Origin of the sequence: Achromobacter sp. Marseille-Q4954 (assembly GCF_943737025.1) — a bacterium.
Lineage (GTDB): Bacteria > Pseudomonadota > Gammaproteobacteria > Burkholderiales > Burkholderiaceae_B > Achromobacter > Achromobacter bronchisepticus_A.
The window spans coordinates 337,347-351,682 of the sequence record NZ_CALSFQ010000004.1; the positions used below are offsets into that span (position 1 = coordinate 337,347).

15 protein-coding genes are annotated in these 14,336 nt (G+C 67.4%); 6 read left to right on the plus strand and 9 right to left on the minus strand.

Annotated features, from left to right (window positions below):
• Window positions 1-126 precede the first annotated feature (126 nt).
• Window positions 127-1,092, plus strand: a complete 966-nt coding sequence (locus NGK62_RS29830) for a LysR family transcriptional regulator (protein ID WP_251881719.1) — start codon at window positions 127-129, stop codon at window positions 1,090-1,092.
• Between the two features lie 16 nt (window positions 1,093-1,108).
• Here NGK62_RS29830 and NGK62_RS29835 read toward each other — a convergent pair whose 3' ends face one another.
• Genes NGK62_RS29835 through NGK62_RS29845 form a run of 3 tightly spaced genes read right to left on the minus strand, consistent with a single transcriptional unit; the run spans window position 1,109 to window position 3,662 of the window.
• Window positions 1,109-1,552: an SRPBCC family protein gene (locus NGK62_RS29835; protein WP_059379929.1), complete on the minus strand. Its 444-nt coding sequence runs from the start codon at window positions 1,550-1,552 to the stop codon at window positions 1,109-1,111.
• 56 nt (window positions 1,553-1,608) lie between these two features.
• Window positions 1,609-2,439 carry a phosphoenolpyruvate hydrolase family protein gene (locus NGK62_RS29840; protein WP_118934313.1) on the minus strand — a complete coding sequence of 277 codons (831 nt, stop codon included), beginning with the start codon at window positions 2,437-2,439 and terminating at the stop codon, window positions 1,609-1,611.
• 11 nt (window positions 2,440-2,450) lie between these two features.
• Window positions 2,451-3,662, minus strand: coding sequence for a Tm-1-like ATP-binding domain-containing protein (locus NGK62_RS29845; RefSeq protein WP_251881721.1), 1,212 nt, complete (start codon window positions 3,660-3,662; stop codon window positions 2,451-2,453).
• Window positions 3,663-3,809: 147 nt separating this feature from the next.
• Here NGK62_RS29845 and NGK62_RS29850 point away from each other — a divergent pair, with 147 nt between their 5' ends.
• Entirely contained in the window at window positions 3,810-4,481 is a 672-nt protein-coding gene (locus tag NGK62_RS29850) for a TetR/AcrR family transcriptional regulator (RefSeq protein WP_251881933.1), read from the plus strand.
• An 8-nt stretch (window positions 4,482-4,489) separates the two neighbouring features.
• On the opposite strand, the gene NGK62_RS29855 is transcribed toward NGK62_RS29850, so the two are convergent.
• From NGK62_RS29855 to NGK62_RS29880, 6 genes are all read right to left on the minus strand, one after another.
• A complete protein-coding gene (locus tag NGK62_RS29855) occupies window positions 4,490-5,140 on the minus strand; it encodes a GntR family transcriptional regulator (protein WP_059379932.1) in 651 nt (216 codons plus the stop codon).
• A 73-nt stretch (window positions 5,141-5,213) separates the two neighbouring features.
• Window positions 5,214-6,260, minus strand: a complete 1,047-nt coding sequence (locus NGK62_RS29860; RefSeq protein ID WP_251881723.1) for a hydroxyacid dehydrogenase — start codon at window positions 6,258-6,260, stop codon at window positions 5,214-5,216.
• Window positions 6,257-6,934, minus strand: a complete 678-nt coding sequence (locus NGK62_RS29865) for an RraA family protein (protein WP_118934307.1) — start codon at window positions 6,932-6,934, stop codon at window positions 6,257-6,259. Before NGK62_RS29865 ends, NGK62_RS29860 begins: the two co-directional genes overlap by 4 nt.
• 34 nt (window positions 6,935-6,968) lie before the next feature.
• Entirely contained in the window at window positions 6,969-7,934 is a 966-nt protein-coding gene (locus tag NGK62_RS29870; RefSeq protein WP_059379934.1) for a Bug family tripartite tricarboxylate transporter substrate binding protein, read from the minus strand.
• Between the two features lie 66 nt (window positions 7,935-8,000).
• A complete protein-coding gene (locus tag NGK62_RS29875) occupies window positions 8,001-8,876 on the minus strand; it encodes an NAD(P)-dependent oxidoreductase (protein ID WP_251881725.1) in 876 nt (291 codons plus the stop codon).
• A 282-nt stretch (window positions 8,877-9,158) separates the two neighbouring features.
• Window positions 9,159-9,977 carry an IclR family transcriptional regulator domain-containing protein gene (locus NGK62_RS29880; protein WP_118934303.1) on the minus strand — a complete coding sequence of 273 codons (819 nt, stop codon included), beginning with the start codon at window positions 9,975-9,977 and terminating at the stop codon, window positions 9,159-9,161.
• A gap of 140 nt (window positions 9,978-10,117) precedes the next feature.
• Here NGK62_RS29880 and NGK62_RS29885 point away from each other — a divergent pair, with 140 nt between their 5' ends.
• From NGK62_RS29885 to NGK62_RS29900, 4 genes are all read left to right on the plus strand, one after another.
• Entirely contained in the window at window positions 10,118-11,695 is a 1,578-nt protein-coding gene (locus NGK62_RS29885) for an alkaline phosphatase family protein (RefSeq protein WP_251881727.1), read from the plus strand.
• Between the two features lie 49 nt (window positions 11,696-11,744).
• Window positions 11,745-12,713: a Bug family tripartite tricarboxylate transporter substrate binding protein gene (locus NGK62_RS29890; protein ID WP_251881729.1), complete on the plus strand. Its 969-nt coding sequence runs from the start codon at window positions 11,745-11,747 to the stop codon at window positions 12,711-12,713.
• 71 nt (window positions 12,714-12,784) lie between these two features.
• A complete protein-coding gene (locus tag NGK62_RS29895) occupies window positions 12,785-13,279 on the plus strand; it encodes a cupin domain-containing protein (protein WP_059379938.1) in 495 nt (164 codons plus the stop codon).
• Between the two features lie 36 nt (window positions 13,280-13,315).
• Window positions 13,316-14,335 (plus strand): hypothetical protein, encoded by a 1,020-nt coding sequence (locus NGK62_RS29900; protein ID WP_059379939.1) that lies wholly within the window; start codon window positions 13,316-13,318, stop codon window positions 14,333-14,335.
• The last annotated feature ends 1 nt before the right edge of the window (window position 14,336 follow it).

Sequence of the window (14,336 nt, forward strand, 5' to 3'; positions counted from 1 at the left end):
GGTGCTCCTGCCTTGAGGGTCTTGTCGGCGGATACGCCAGGCCAGCGGACGCCGAAAGGGTCTAGTATCGTCCGCCCGATCAATCTGTGAAAATTGTTTTTATTGATCCATCTATCGTGATTTGAAATGAATCGTCTGCCCAAGCACGTCACCCTGAAGCACCTGACCGCCTTCGTCGCCGTGGCCCAGGAATCCAGCTTCACGCACGCCGCCAAGCGCCTGTTCCAGACGCAGTCGTCGGTGACCAGCCTGGTGCGGCAGCTGGAGGACGCGCTCGCCACGCAGCTCTTCGCGCGCACCAGCCGGCGCGTGCTGCTGACGGCGGCCGGCGAGGAATTCCTGCCGCGCGTCATGCGGCTGCTGGCGGATTTCGATGGCGTGATAGACGACGTGCAACGCTATGGCGCACTGGAACGCGGGCGCGTGGGAGTGGCGGCGGCACCGTCTGCCATCACGCAGATCATCGCGCCCGCCGCCGCGGCCTTTTCCGCCCGCTACCCGGCCGTGCGCCTGTATCTCAGCGACGACAACTCCGGCCGCATCCAGCGCAAGGTCGCCGCGCGCGAAGTGGACTTCGGCCTGACCAGCCGCTGGGCCGACGCGCCCGGCCTGCAGTTCGACGCCCTGCTGGACGACCGTTTCGGCGTGTTGTACCGGGAAGACGACGCCAGCCTGCGCCCCGCGCGCGACGGCACGATGCGCTGGTCGGACCTGGCCGGCCGCAAACTGGTGGGGGTGGTGGACGAGACCGGCATCATGGCGCTGTTGCGCGCCCGCGCCGACTTGCCGATAGAAGCCGGCGCGCCGTTCTACGAAGCGTCCAGCACCACCTCGCAGGCGGCGCTGGTCCAGGCCGGCCTGGGCGTGGCGCTATTGCCGGCGCTGGCCGCGCAGCGGGTGATGGAGCCGGGCCTGGCCTACGCGCTGCTGGCCCGCCCCACGGTCATACGCACGGTCTGCATCATCCGGCACAAGGAATACCCCTTGAGCCCCGCCGCGCAGGCGCTGATCCGCGCGATCCACGACTACCTGCGCACCGCGCCGCTGCCGGCCGGCTGCAAGCGCATGCCGGCCAAGGGTTTGAAAGCCTGAAGGATACCCGGCGCGGTCAGGCCCCGCGCAGCTTCTCATCCAGCGCCGCCAGCCCCGCCGCGAACACATTGCGGCCCACGGCGTTGGCCACGTCGCTCAACTCCGCGCCCTCGACGCGGAAATCCGCCCACCACTCCACCAGCGTGTGGCCGCCTTCGGTGATGGCATGCAGCGCCACGCCGGCGACATAGTCGCGCATGGGCAGATCGGTTTCGATGATGGAATAGCGCAGCGCCGTGCCCGGATCGTCCAGCATCAGCAGTTGCTCGCGCACGAAGCCGGAAGGCTTGAGCGACAGATGCCGCACGCTGCCTACGGCGTCGTGGCGGCCGCCCTCTTCCAGGCGGCTTTCGGCGATGCCGGGATGCCAGGCGGCCAGGCCGTTGAAATCTCGGAAACTGGCCCAGACCTGCTGTAGCGGCGCGTGGATGATGGCGCTGACGTGTACGGTATGCGGCATGCGGACTCCTGCGGGCGCGCGGCCCAGGGATTGGGAAAACGTCGGAAACGACGGAATCAGAACGTCAGGCTCTTGAACTCGCGGGTCGCCGCGGTCAGCGCCTGTTCGGTGGGCAGCCGCTCCATCGAGCTTGCGCCATAGAAGCCATGGCAATGCTTGCACGCGCGCAGCACGTAGGCCGCGTCCTCGGGCGTGGCGATGGGGCCGCCGTGGCACAGCACGATGATATCCGGCCGCACCGCCAGCGCAGCCGCGGCGATGCGGTCGATAGCCGCCACGCAGCCGTCCAGCGTCTGCGCGGTCTCGGCGCCGATCGAACCGCCGGTCGTCAGGCCCATATGGGCCACGATGATGTCGGCGCCGGCCTTCGTCATGGCCACGGCGTCGTCCTCGTTGAACACGTAGGGCGTGGTCAGCATGCCCTTCTTGTGCGCCAGGCGGATCATGTCCACTTCCAGCGCGTAGCCCATGCCGGTCTCTTCCAGGTTGGCGCGGAAGGTGCCGTCGATGAGGCCCACGGTGGGGAAGTTCTGCACGCCGGCAAAGCCCTGGCGCTTGAGGTCGTCCAGGAACACGTCGAAATCGCAGAACGGGTCGGTGCCGTTGACGCCGGCCAGCACCGGCGTCTTCTTCACCACCGGCAGGACTTCGCGTCCCATGTCCACCACGATCTCGTTGGCGTTGCCATACGCCAGCAGCCCCGCCAGCGACCCACGGCCCGCCATGCGATAACGGCCCGAGTTGTAGATCACGATCAGATCGATGCCGCCCGCTTCCTCGCACTTGGCCGACAGGCCGGTGCCCGCGCCACCGCCGACGATAGGCGTGCGCGCGCGCACCATGGCGCGATACTTGTCCAGGAGTTCGTTGCGGTCAAAGCGCGGCATGGCGGCGGTCCTCAGTGTGTAGCGATTTCAAGAAATTGGTCGACCGCGGTCTGGGCGAAGAGCGGGTCGTTGATGTGGCAAGGCACGCGCACCAGGCGGCGCTCGGCGGTCTGCACCAGGTTTTTCTCCAGCGCCGCGAACAGGGCCGCGTCGGCCTGCGGATCCCAGAACGCCTGCCCCGGCGCGTCCAGCGCGGAGACGCCGCCCTCCGGAATCAGGAAGCGCACCGGACCCTGGCAGTGATTCAGCCTGGCGGCGATCCACTCGCCCTGGCGGGTGTTTTCTTCCACGGTGGTGCGCATCAGCGTCACCTGCGGATTGTGCGGATAGAACTTGCGGCCGCGGTAGCGTTCCGGAACGGTGTCCATGGCGCCGAAGTTCACCATGTCCAGCGCGCCGCAGGAGCCCACGTAGGGCAGGCCGGTGCGGGCCACGGCGCCGAAACGGTCCTCGGTGCAGGCCAGCACGCCGCCGAACAGGAAGTCGCAGACTTCGGTGGTGGTCAGGTCCAGCACGCCGCCCAGCAGATGGCTGTCCAGCAGCTTCTCCATCGATTGCCCGCCCGTGCCGGTGGCATGGAACACCAGGCAGTCGTAGCGGGACTCCAGCAGCGGCGTCACCTGCTGCACGCAGGCGGTAGTGACGCCGAACATGGTGATGCCCACGGCGGGCCGGCCGTCATCGGCCGCGGCGCTCGCCGCCTGCTTGAAGGCGCCGCCGATTGCGCCGGCGGCATTGGCCAGCACCCGGCGCGAAATGCGGTTCAGGCCCGCGACGTCGGTCACGGAATACATCATGGCGATGTCCGAGGGCCCGACATAGGGCGCGACATTGCCCGAGGCCATCGTCGACACCATCAGCTTGGGCGTGCCGATCGGCAGCGCGCGCATCGCGGGCGTGATCAAGGCGGTGCCGCCGGAGCCGCCCAGTCCCAGCAGCGCGCCGATCCCGGCGTTGCCGGCCGCATAGCGTTCGAACGCCAGCGCCATGGCCGCGATGGCCGTGCCCCGGTCGCCGGTGAAGACCGCGCCGGCGCCGTCCGGATGGCTGGCGGCCACTACGCTGGCCTGCACCTGCGCCGCGCTGGCGGCGCCGGAAGTGGACACGTCCACCGACACCGGATCCAGTCCGTCCCGGCGCAGCAGGTCCATCACATATTCAGCCTCTTGGCCCTTGGTGTCGTAGGTGGCGGCCACGTAGACCCGCCGGTTCGAATGCGTCATGACTCCTCCGCGGGCGGCTACACTCGGTGCGCGCCTCGATATGTGAGGCCGCGAGGCCTGTAGAATCTAGAAATGAGACGAAAGAATCATACTGAGACACCTGTCTCACGTCAAACTCCCGCCCCCTCCACGGCCGGCACGGCGCGCCTGATCGCGCCCGCCAGCCCGCAAGCCGCCGCCAGCGGCGAACCGCCGCATGGGCCGCGCGCGCGCATGCGCAAGATCCTGCTGGATGCGGCGCAGCGGCTGATGGCCCAGGGCATCACGCCGTCGGTGGCCGAACTGGCCGAACACGCGCAGGTATCGCGCGCCACCGCCTACCGCTACTTCCCCAGCCAGAGCGCGCTGATCGCCGCGGTGGTGGACGAGAGCCTCGGGCCCATCCTGGCCTGGGACTCCACCGCGCCCGACGCCGCCGACCGCGTCGACGAACTGCTGCGCTTCGCCTACCCCCGGCTGGCCGCGCACGAAGCGCCGCTGCGCGCCGCCATCATGGTGTCGCTGCAGCAGCACGCCGAAGCCAGCGCCGGACGCGCCGCGACCGAGCCCCGGCTGGTGCGTGGCCATCGCGTCGACATCCTCAGGCGCGCCATCGCGCCGCTGGCGCCCGAGCTGACGCCGGCCCAGCTGGACCGCGTGGCCCAGGCCCTGTCGCTGGTCTATGGAACGGAGGTGTTCCTGGTGTTGAAGGACATCTGGAAACTGGAGCTGCCCGAACTCACGGACGTGGCGCGCTGGACCGCCCAGGCCATCATCGCGCAGGCGCGGGCCGAGGCCCGATCCGAGAAAAAACAACCGGAAAAGCGCGTTCGGGAGTAAGCCCTGGGCTACTGGCCCGGCTTGCGGTGGCTGCGGAACAGCAGATGCGTGGCAGCCAGGTGGAAGCGCATGGCGATCTGCGCGCATTCCGCATCGCGCGCGCGCAGCGCCGCGATGATCTGGCGATGATGCTCCACGCTGCGCAGCATGTCGTCCTTGGTATAGAAGTAGAACGAGCCGATGATGATGGGCATGTCCAGCAGGTTTTCCACCATGGAACGCACCCGCGCGGACTGCGCCGCGTCGAGCAGCGCGTGGTGGAACTGGTTGTTGTAGTGCTGCACCTGCGCCACGCTGTCGGGCGCATCGGCGTTGATGGCATCGAGCATGCACTGATTGATGCGCTCGAGTTCGAGTATCTGCTCCGGGCTGGCCCGTTCGGCGGCCGCCTTGGCGGAATACGGTTCAAGCAGCATGCGCAGCTCGAAGGCTTCATCGATGTCCCGGTCTTGCCAGCCCAATACCACCGCTCCGCGCCGGCCTTCGTGCTTGACCAGGCCGTCCGTCACCAGGCGCTCGATCGCGCTGCGCACCGGCGTCCGGCTGACGGAAAGCTCGGCCGCGATGTGCTCTTCGCGCAGCCGTTCACCGGGCATGAAAGAGCCTGCCATCAAGCGGCGGCGCAGCTCTGCATAGACGTAATCGCGGGCGCTCGACATGATGGCGCATGACTCCTGATCCGGGTTCCCGAACTATACCGGAAGGCTGTCCCGGCATTCGCGCCTGACCGCGTCAACGCTGGCGTTGCGCGAGGCGCTCCAGGAACCTGGGCCAGACCTCTGGATTCAGCAGCCGGGCGGGACGGCGACCGGCCAGCATGTCGATGATCTGGCTGGCGGACCCTTGCGCGACCTTGCGCCGGCCCTCGTGCGTGACGCCTCCCGTGTGATAGGTTGCCACCACGTCGGAACGCAGCAGCAGACCATGCCCGGGCGAAGGGGGCTCCTGGCTCCAGACATCCAGTCCCGCTCCCGCCAGCCGTCCGTCCTGCAAGGCGGCAAGCAGCGCCTGCTCGTCATGGATGCCGCCGCGCGCGGTCGAGATGAACAGCGCGCCGGGACGCATCCTGGCGTACGCTTCGGTCCCGATCATGCCCCGCGTGTCGTCATTCAGCGGACAATGCAGGCTCACCACGTCGGCCTGTTCGAGCAACTGCGCGAGGCTCACGGGTTCGGCGCCGCGCGCCCGGATTTCCTCGGGAGGCAGCAGCGGGTCGCAGGCAATCGCCCGCATGCCAAAGCCAGCGGCAATGCGCGCGACTCTGCGGCCGATTTCACCGATGCCCACGATGCCCAGCACGCGTCCGTCGATCTCGCGCCCCATCAGGGCCTCGCGCGTAGCGGCGGATCCCGCTTGCAGCGCGGCCTGGGATTCGCGCAGGCGCTTGACCAGCGACAGCAGCAAGGCGAACGTCATTTCCGCCACCGACGCGGCATTGGCGCCTGCCTGGTTCACCACCGCAACCCCGGCCCGCGTGCAGGCGGCGACGTCCACGGTGTCGTAGCCCGCGCCGCCCGAGGACACGCAAAGCAATTCCGGACACTGCGCCAGCAGGCTTTCCGTTACCTGCCAGCGCGCGGGGACTTCGTCCTTGGCCGCGCTGACATGATACGCATCCGCGCCGGCCAGCCCCGCCGCCGTGATCGCGTCACCCTTCGCAGGCAACACTTCGATGCTCAGGGCCGGCTCGCGCCCGAGGCAGGCGTCGAACGCAGGATCGATCCAGAGGTCCAGCCGGACGACGCGCATCTTGTCCGCCAGCCGCGCCGTCAGGCTCACGGCCGCGCCTCCGCGCAGCCCAGTTGCTTGAGCCGGGCATCGACCCAGGACGTGTCCAGCGAACCCGCCGCGATATCCGCCAGCATCTTCGTTTCCAGTTCGTGCTTGGACTGAGCGGCCTGGTAAACCGCTTCCGTCTGCTCGAACGGAATCGACAGCAGGCCGTCCTCGTCGCCCAGGATCAGATCTCCCGGCGCAATCGTCATGCCATTCAAGGCAATGACGCAGTTGATCTCGCCAGGCCCGTCCTTGTAGGGCCCGCGGTGGGTCACGCCGGCCGCGTAGACGGGAAACGCGCCGCGGCGGATCGTGCCGCTATCGCGGATGGCGCCGTTGATCACGATGCCTGCGATGCCGCGTGTCTGCGCGTAGCTGGTCATGATTTCGCCGATGATGGCGTTGGTCAGGTCGCCGCCCGCGTCCACCACGATCACGTCGCCGGGCTGCGCCAGATCAAGCGCCTTGTGCACCAGCAGGTTGTCGCCAGGACGGGTGCGCACGGTCAGGGCCGGACCGGCCAGCGGGCTGCCGTCGTGCATGGGTTGCAAGGGCGCGCCGCCGGCCGTCATCCGCGACATGCAGTCGCTGATATTGGCGACCGGCACGCCTTTGAACTTGTCCACGGTTTGCTTGCTCACCGCGCGCTTGCGGGCATGGATCTCGAAACCGATCATTTTTGCTCCTGTCGGGAATTGCAATGCGTTGCCATTACTGCTTGGGAATGCCGGCGTCCTGCACCACCTTGCCGAAGATCTCGTGGTCCGCCCGATGCTGGCGGGCCAGATCCTCGGGCGTGCCCTTGAGCACGCTATAGCCGGCGTCCTCCAGTTTCTTCACCAGCTCGGGCTGGGACTGGACTTGCTGCAGAGCCTTGTTCAGCGCGGCGACCACGTCGTCCGGCGTCTTCGCGGGAGCCATCAGGCCCCACCAGATCGATTGGTCTATCGTCTTGAATCCGCTTTCCGCGAACGTGGGCACGTCGGGCAAGGCCGGCGCGCGCTCCTTGGCAACCACGGCCAGCGCGCGGACCTTGCCGCCGCGGATCTGCGGCAGCAGCGAAGCCACCGAGCCCACATACATGTCGATGCGGCCGCTGGCCAGGTCCGGGAACGCCTGGCCCCAGCCGCGGTACGGCACGTGCATCAATTCGATGTTCGCCGCCTTGCGCCAGAGATAGCCCGTCAGGTCGCCAGTGCCGCCGATGCCGGGAATCCCCAGCGACACCACGCCGGGGCGGGCCTGTGCCGCCTTGACCACATCGCCGACCGTCTTGAACGGCGATTCGGGCAGCACCACGAAAACGCTCGGCGACGTGGCCACCGGGCCGACCGGCTTGAAATCCTTGAACGTGTCGTAGCTGAGCTTGTTGTAGAGCCAGGGATTCAGCACGATGTTGTCGGTCTGGGCCATCACCAGCGTATGTCCATCCGGACGCGCGCGGGCGGTGGCGTCCAGCGCCAGGTTGCCGCCGGCGCCCGGCTTGTTCTCCACCACCATGTTCCAGCCCTGGTCCTGGCCGATCGCGCTGCCGATCATGCGCGTCAGCGTATCCGTGCCGCCTCCGGGCGGGAACGGGGAAATGAGCGTGATGGGCGCCGTGCCCATATCGGCCGCGTTCGCGGCGGCGCAGCCCAGCACGAGCGTGGCGGCCAGGAGTTTCTTCAGGACCTTCATTGTCTTCCTCACACAGTTGGTTTTTGTTGGATATGCCGTCCGCGGCATCGCGTTGCGGTACGACGTTCAGCGTTCGCGCGCCAGCGTCGTGAGCCAGGCCAGGCGGGCCTCGACGGAGTCCGGCAGATTGAAATCGCCATCCGCCCGCGCATCCTGGATACCTCTGCTGGTGCGGCCAAAAAGCCGTTCGACGCCGTCGAGAACCAGCGGCTCCAGTCCCGCCTCCAGCAGTTGCTCGCGGGCCTCCTGGACTTCCGCCTGGCGGCGCTGCGCATGCAGCACGTGGGATCGGACGAACGAATCCATGAAGGCCGTAAGCGGCGTCTGGTCGATATCCGCCAGCACCTCGTACAGCGAGGCTCTCAATCCCATGGACTCGGCTGCCACCAGGCATTCCACGGCCAGGCTTTCCATGCCCTTGGTCATGATGCTGCGCAGCAGCTTCAGGCGCACGGCATCGCCCGCCGCTCCTTGTATGGCGCGCGCCGGCGCCCCGCCGCTCTCGGCCAGCCGCAGCACGGTGTCCGTGCCGGTCCCGGCGCAGAGCAAGGGCGTGCGTTCCGCCAGCAGGGCAATGGCGCCCATGATCGCGACGTCGGTGAAGTCGATGTTCTGTGCGGCGGCGGCGGCCGAAGCGGCCTGCATGTCCGGCGCGCTGGCTGTCGTGAAGTCGGCGTAGACCGCGTCCTGGCGCATGTGCGGGAAGCTCTGCCGCGCCATCTCCAGCGCCGCATGGCCATACACCGCCGACACCACGATGTCCGCCTCGCCCAGCCACGCCCCCGGCTCGGCATGCAATCCGGCGCCATGACGCCGGGCACGGCCCGCCATTTCCAGGTCCTGCCGCAGCTCGCAGATCCCGACCAGCGCATGCCCGGCGGCGCTCCAAGCCTGCGCATAGCAGGAACCAACCTCACCGCAGCCCATCAGAGCAATTTTCATCTCTATAAATACAATAAAAAAACAATGAAGCTTTATAGAATGAAAATATTGCCGATATTATTCGTATAAACCCTAGTATTTGTCTATTTTTGAGTACATCGAAAAAACAATCCATGAATCAAGCGATGAGAACCAGACAGACGTGCAAGGGCCGCGCCACGCAGGATGGGCGCCGGATTGGCACGTGTGCCTACGAAGGTTTGCGGTTGCTTGAAGAGGCGTGACGGGGCGCGATCCGCGCGGCCGCCCTGGAGCAAGGCGCGGCAGCGCCTACCCGGCGCTTCAGGCGCGCCGGTTCATGCCGGCGGAGATGGCGCGCGCCGTGCGGCACAGCGGCTCCAGGCACTGCTCCACCATCTGCTCGGTCGAGCGCACGCCCTGGATCCACACGATGTTGACGCAGCCGTAGAGCCGCCCCGGCCCGGCCATGATGGGCAGGGCGATGGCCTCGAGCCTGTCGTTCTGGTCCTTGCGGGTCTTGTCGTAGTCGCCGCCAAAGCGCTGTTCGCGCAGGCCATAGCCCTGGCGGCGCGTCTGTTCCAGCATTTTCTCCACGGCGGCGCAATCGTGGGCCAGCGCGTCGCCCTCGCGCCGGCTGCGGCGCAGCGCGGCCAGGATCGAATCGCGCTCTTTCTCGGCGCAGAACGCCAGATAGGCGCGCCCCACCGCGGAGCGCAGCATGTTGATCTGGAAGCCGATGTTGTCGCGGCGGATGGTGAAGTACGACTGGCTGCGGTTGGTTTCGCGCACGATCATGGCATTGCCGCGGCGCACCGTCAGGTCCGACGGCCACAGCACCTGCGCCTGCAGGCGGTCCAGTTCCGGCGCCGCGCACTGGCCCAGCAGATCCAGCACGCGCGCGCGCCGGCTGGGCTCGTTGAGCGAGCTGGCGGGGCAGAAATAGTCGTCCGCGATCCGGCGCCAGATCAGGCCGCGCAATTGCAGCGTCGCCAGAATGCGCAGCAGCGTTGCCTTGGCGTAGCCGGTGCGCAGGTGGAGTTCCTGCAGGCTGGCGCCCTGCGTGGCGCGCACCTCGTCCAGCACGATCAGGCCGCGCTCCAGCGCGTCTATGGTCTTCACCTTCGGCGTCCAACGGCTCATTGCGCCCTCTCTTTCCGCATCGCCATAAATTTCACTGAGTGAAACTCTAGCAAAACCTGCTTGAGCCGCCCAGTCCCGGCGAAATATCGTGGCGTCTAACGCAAGCCGTGGTGGCTGGCGGAACGGGAAGAGAGGCGGGAATGAGCGGACAGGCTGTACGCAATGTGCTCTGGATCATGTGCGACCAACTGCGCTGGGACTACCTGTCCTGCTATGGACACCCGCGCCTGCACACCCCCAATATCGACCGCCTGGCCGCCGAAGGTCTGCGTTTCGACAATGCCTTCGTGCAGGGCCCGGTATGCGGGCCGTCGCGCATGTCCTATTACACCGGCCGCTATGTCACCAGCCACGGCGCGGTGTGGAACTTCGTCCCCATGCCTGTCAGCGAAATGACGCTGGGCGACTACCTGCGCCCCTTGGGCGTGCGCGTGGCGGTGGCGGGCAAGACCCACGTGGAGGCCGACAGGTCCGGCATGCGGCGCCTGGGCATAGACCCGGCAAGCGCGAGCGGCCTGCTGGCCGCGCAAGGCGGATTCGAACCCTACGACCGCGACGACGGCATCTGGCCGCCGGGCTTCAGCGACGAATCGCACCACTACACGCAATACCTGCGCAAGCAAGGCTACGACGGCGGCAATCCCTGGCACGACCACGCCAATTCGGCGCTGGGCGCCAACGGCGAGATCCTCTCCGGCTGGAACATGCGCTATGCCGGCCTGCCGGCGCGCGTCGCGGAAGCCGATTCCGAAACGCCCTACATGACACGGCGCGCGATCGAATTCATGGAACAAAGCGGCGAGCAGCCCTGGGTACTGCATCTGTCCTACATCAAGCCGCATTGGCCCTATGTCGCGCCGGCGCCCTATCACGCGATGTACTCGGTCGACGACGTGCCCGCCGCGAAGAGATCCGCTCGCGAACTGGACAACGCGCATCCCGTATTGCAGGGCTTTCGCCAGGCCGAGGTCAGCAGGAACTTCTCCTGCGACCAGGTGCGAGAGACCGTGATACCCACCTACATGGGCCTCATCAAGCAGGTCGACGACCAGTTGGGCGTGCTGTTCGACTACCTGCGGCGCAGCGGCCGCGACCAGGACACCATGGTCATCTTCTGCAGCGACCATGGCGACTACCTGGGAGATCACTACCTGGGCGAGAAAGAGCTGTTCCACGATTGCGTGGCCAAGGTGCCGCTGATCGTGCGCCTGCCCGGCGACGGCGCGCGTCGCGGCGCGGTGGAATCGCGGCTGGTGGAAGCCATAGACCTGGTGCCCACCATCCTGGACGCCCTGGGCGCCGAGATCCCCGACCACATTCTCGAAGGCCGCTCCCTGCTTCCGCTGCTGCGCGGCGAGCAGCCCGCCGACTGGCGCCGCGCCGTGTTCTCGGAGAACAACTACGCGTTCCGCGACTTCGTTCGCGAACCGCTGGACCGTCCCGCCGACGGCTGCCACACCATCATGGTGCGCGACCACGATTGGAAGTACGTCCATTTCGAAGGCCTGCGTCCGCAGCTGTTCGATTTGCGCGCCGACCCGGACGAGTACGACGACCTGGGCGCGGATCCCGCGCACGCGTCCGTGCGGGAACGCTACCAGGCCATGCTGTTCGACTGGCTGCGCAACCGCAGGATCCACCCCACCGTCAGCCACGCCGCCATGACGGGATGGACACGCAAGGAGGACTCGGTCGGCATCCATATCGGCAGGTGGTAGCGCAGCGCGCCCGGACCAGGGCGCCTGAAAAATAAACTCAGGAGACAGCATGAAACCGCAATTACTTGCGCTGGCAGCCTGTATGGCCGCCAGCACGGCGTCGCACGTCCAGGCGCAGGAGGAGTGGCCCGCGCGCGCCATCCGCATCGTGGTCGCCTTCCCCGCGGGATCGCCGGGCGACACCGCCGCGCGCATCGTGGCCGACGCCGTGGGGCAGTCGCTCAAGCAGCCCGTCATCATCGAGAACCGCCCCGGCGCGGGCGGCAACATCGGCGCCGAAGCGGTGGCCCGTGCTCCCGCCGACGGCTACACCTTCCTCGAAGCGCCCGACACCGTCGTCACCATCAATCCCGCCATCTACCGCAAGCTGAATTTCAAGGCCGACGACCTCACGCCGGTGGTCGCGCTGGCGAACTTCAACCAGATGCTGGTGTGCTCGGCCGCTTCGGGCCTGCGCACGCTGGCGCAGCTGGACGCGCAGGCCAAGAAGACGCCCGGCGCCCTCAGCTATGCCTCCGGCGGCCAGGGCGTGCCTGGCCATCTGGCAATGGAGCTCTATTTGTCGGGCGCCGGCCTGGACATCCTGCACGTCCCTTACAAGGGGCCGTCGCCCGCCACGCAGGACGTGCTGGCCGGCCAGGTGCCCTGCGGCTATCTGGCCTCGCCGGTGGTAGCGCCCTACGTCGCGGCCGGCAAGCTCCACGGGCTGGCAGTGTCGGGCAGCGCGCGCTCGGTCCAGGCGCCGGACGTGCCGACCATGCAGCAGGCCGGCGTGGCCGGCTACGACGCCACCTTCCGCGAAATGCTGTTCGCGCCCAAAGGCACGCCGGCCGCCATCGTGCAACGCATGAATACCGAGGTGGCGCGCGCCCTGGCGCTTCCGGAAGTGAAGCAGAAGCTGCAGGGCAACGACCTCGATCCGCAGCCAGAATCGCCCGACGCCACGGCGCAGCGCTTGCGCGACGACGCCGCCAAATGGACCGGCGTCATCCGCAAGATCAATCTCAAGGTGGACTGACACGCCCACCCCGCTCCCCACGTCCGCGCCACCCCGCCGCGCGGCCAGCAGTACCCGACACAGGAGGCTCCATGAACACCGCAACACCGACCACCGTCTTCGGCTCGCTGAAGGACTACCGCAAGGGCTCCATCGAGATCACGCAAGGCTCGCCGCGCCACTACGTCTTTTCCAACATCTTCGAGGTGGCCGCGAACTCGGCGCCCTACGAAAAGGTCGTCGTCGGCAAGAACCTGGAATACGTCATCGAAACGCTGCGCGCCGAAGGCGTGTCGCCCTGGTACGCCTGCAGCCACGACGAGTTCGCGATCCTGATGGACGGCCAGGTCGAGGTCGAGTTCCTGGCGCTGGACCAGCCCCCCGCAGCCGCGGACGGCACGGTGCTGGCGGGCGCGGCGCCCGCCGGCAAGGCCATGGGCCGCGTGCTGCTGGGCCGCGGACACCAATGCCTCTTGCCCGCCGGCTGCGCCTACCGCTTTACCGCGCCGTATCCGGGCGTGCTGCTGGTCCAGACCCGCGCCGGCGAATTGTCCGTCGAGAAGTGGGCGGACATCTGCCTGCAGTAAGCCGCTACCCCCTCATCCCCTTTCAGGAGTACCGATATGGCCATGCTGGACACCCCCGCTCCCGCCGCTTCCTTTGCCGCCGGCAAAGTCGCGGCCAGCTCCGCCGACGCCGCCACCGGCTACAAGCGTTTCGATCTCGGCGCGTTCACCTTCACCCGCGACGAGTACTTCGTCAAGGTGCACTGGCCTTCCAAGGGCCAGACACGCACCCACGCGATCGCGGCCGATGCGTTCCTGCGCGCATTGATGCGCGACGTGGCCTGGGGCTTCTTCTACGGCTGGGTCAACTTCGACCACGTGTTCGGCACGCGCAACCACTACGGCAAGGTGGACGTCTACGCCGGCTCGTTCAACGGCGTCATGAAGGCCGCGGGCGTGGACTACACGGAGACTTTCGAAACGCCGCTCATCATGGCCACCTTCAAGGCCATGCTGCACGACTGGACCAACGAAGGCTTCGACCCGTTCGCCGCGCCCGAGGAAACCGGCTCCGCCTTCGGCCGCAAGCACGGCGACAACATCGCCGCCATCGAGCGGTCGCGCATCGCTACCCGCCGCATGCCAGGCCTGCCGGAAGACTCGCCGCTGCGCGACGACCTGCCCGTCAACCGGGCCTTCGCCGACGTAACCCAGGATGAGCCGCAGATCCAGGCCGAACCCGGCTACGAAGGCGCGCTGCATGCGTTCAGCCTGTTCAAGTACCTGTCGCGCTCCGACGTCACCTGGAATCCCTCCGTCACTTCCGTCTGCGGCGCCAGCCTGTTCTGCCCCACCACCGAGGAATTCATCCTGCCGGTGTTCCATGGCAACGACCGCGTCGAATGGTTTCTGCAATTGTCCGACGAGATCGTCTGGGACATCGGCGACAAGGACACCGGCGCGCCGCGCGCCCGCATCACCATGCGCGCCGGCGACATCTGCGCCATGCCCGCCGATATCCGCCATCAGGGCTATTCGACCAAGCGCTCGATGCTGCTGGTCTGGGAGAACGCCACCCCCGACCTGCCCCAGCGCTACGAAAGCGGCGAACTCGCGCCCTACCCCGTCGAGTTCTGAC

Bases quoted from the DNA above. Each gene is read 5' to 3' on its own strand.
- NGK62_RS29900 (WP_059379939.1), top strand. From the start codon at position 13,316: ATGGCCATGCTGGACACCCCCGCTCCCGCCGCTTCCTTTGCCGCCGGC.
- NGK62_RS29895 (WP_059379938.1), top strand. From the start codon at position 12,785: ATGAACACCGCAACACCGACCACCGTCTTCGGCTCGCTGAAGGACTAC.
- NGK62_RS29885 (WP_251881727.1), top strand. From the start codon at position 10,118: ATGAGCGGACAGGCTGTACGCAATGTGCTCTGGATCATGTGCGACCAA.
- NGK62_RS29845 (WP_251881721.1), bottom strand. From the start codon at position 3,662: ATGACGCATTCGAACCGGCGGGTCTACGTGGCCGCCACCTACGACACC.
- NGK62_RS29875 (WP_251881725.1), bottom strand. From the start codon at position 8,876: ATGAAAATTGCTCTGATGGGCTGCGGTGAGGTTGGTTCCTGCTATGCG.
- NGK62_RS29830 (WP_251881719.1), top strand. From the start codon at position 127: ATGAATCGTCTGCCCAAGCACGTCACCCTGAAGCACCTGACCGCCTTC.
- NGK62_RS29840 (WP_118934313.1), bottom strand. From the start codon at position 2,439: ATGCCGCGCTTTGACCGCAACGAACTCCTGGACAAGTATCGCGCCATG.
- NGK62_RS29835 (WP_059379929.1), bottom strand. From the start codon at position 1,552: ATGCCGCATACCGTACACGTCAGCGCCATCATCCACGCGCCGCTACAG.
- NGK62_RS29865 (WP_118934307.1), bottom strand. From the start codon at position 6,934: ATGATCGGTTTCGAGATCCATGCCCGCAAGCGCGCGGTGAGCAAGCAA.
- NGK62_RS29870 (WP_059379934.1), bottom strand. From the start codon at position 7,934: ATGAAGGTCCTGAAGAAACTCCTGGCCGCCACGCTCGTGCTGGGCTGC.
- NGK62_RS29855 (WP_059379932.1), bottom strand. From the start codon at position 5,140: ATGTCGAGCGCCCGCGATTACGTCTATGCAGAGCTGCGCCGCCGCTTG.
- NGK62_RS29880 (WP_118934303.1), bottom strand. From the start codon at position 9,977: ATGAGCCGTTGGACGCCGAAGGTGAAGACCATAGACGCGCTGGAGCGC.
- NGK62_RS29890 (WP_251881729.1), top strand. From the start codon at position 11,745: ATGAAACCGCAATTACTTGCGCTGGCAGCCTGTATGGCCGCCAGCACG.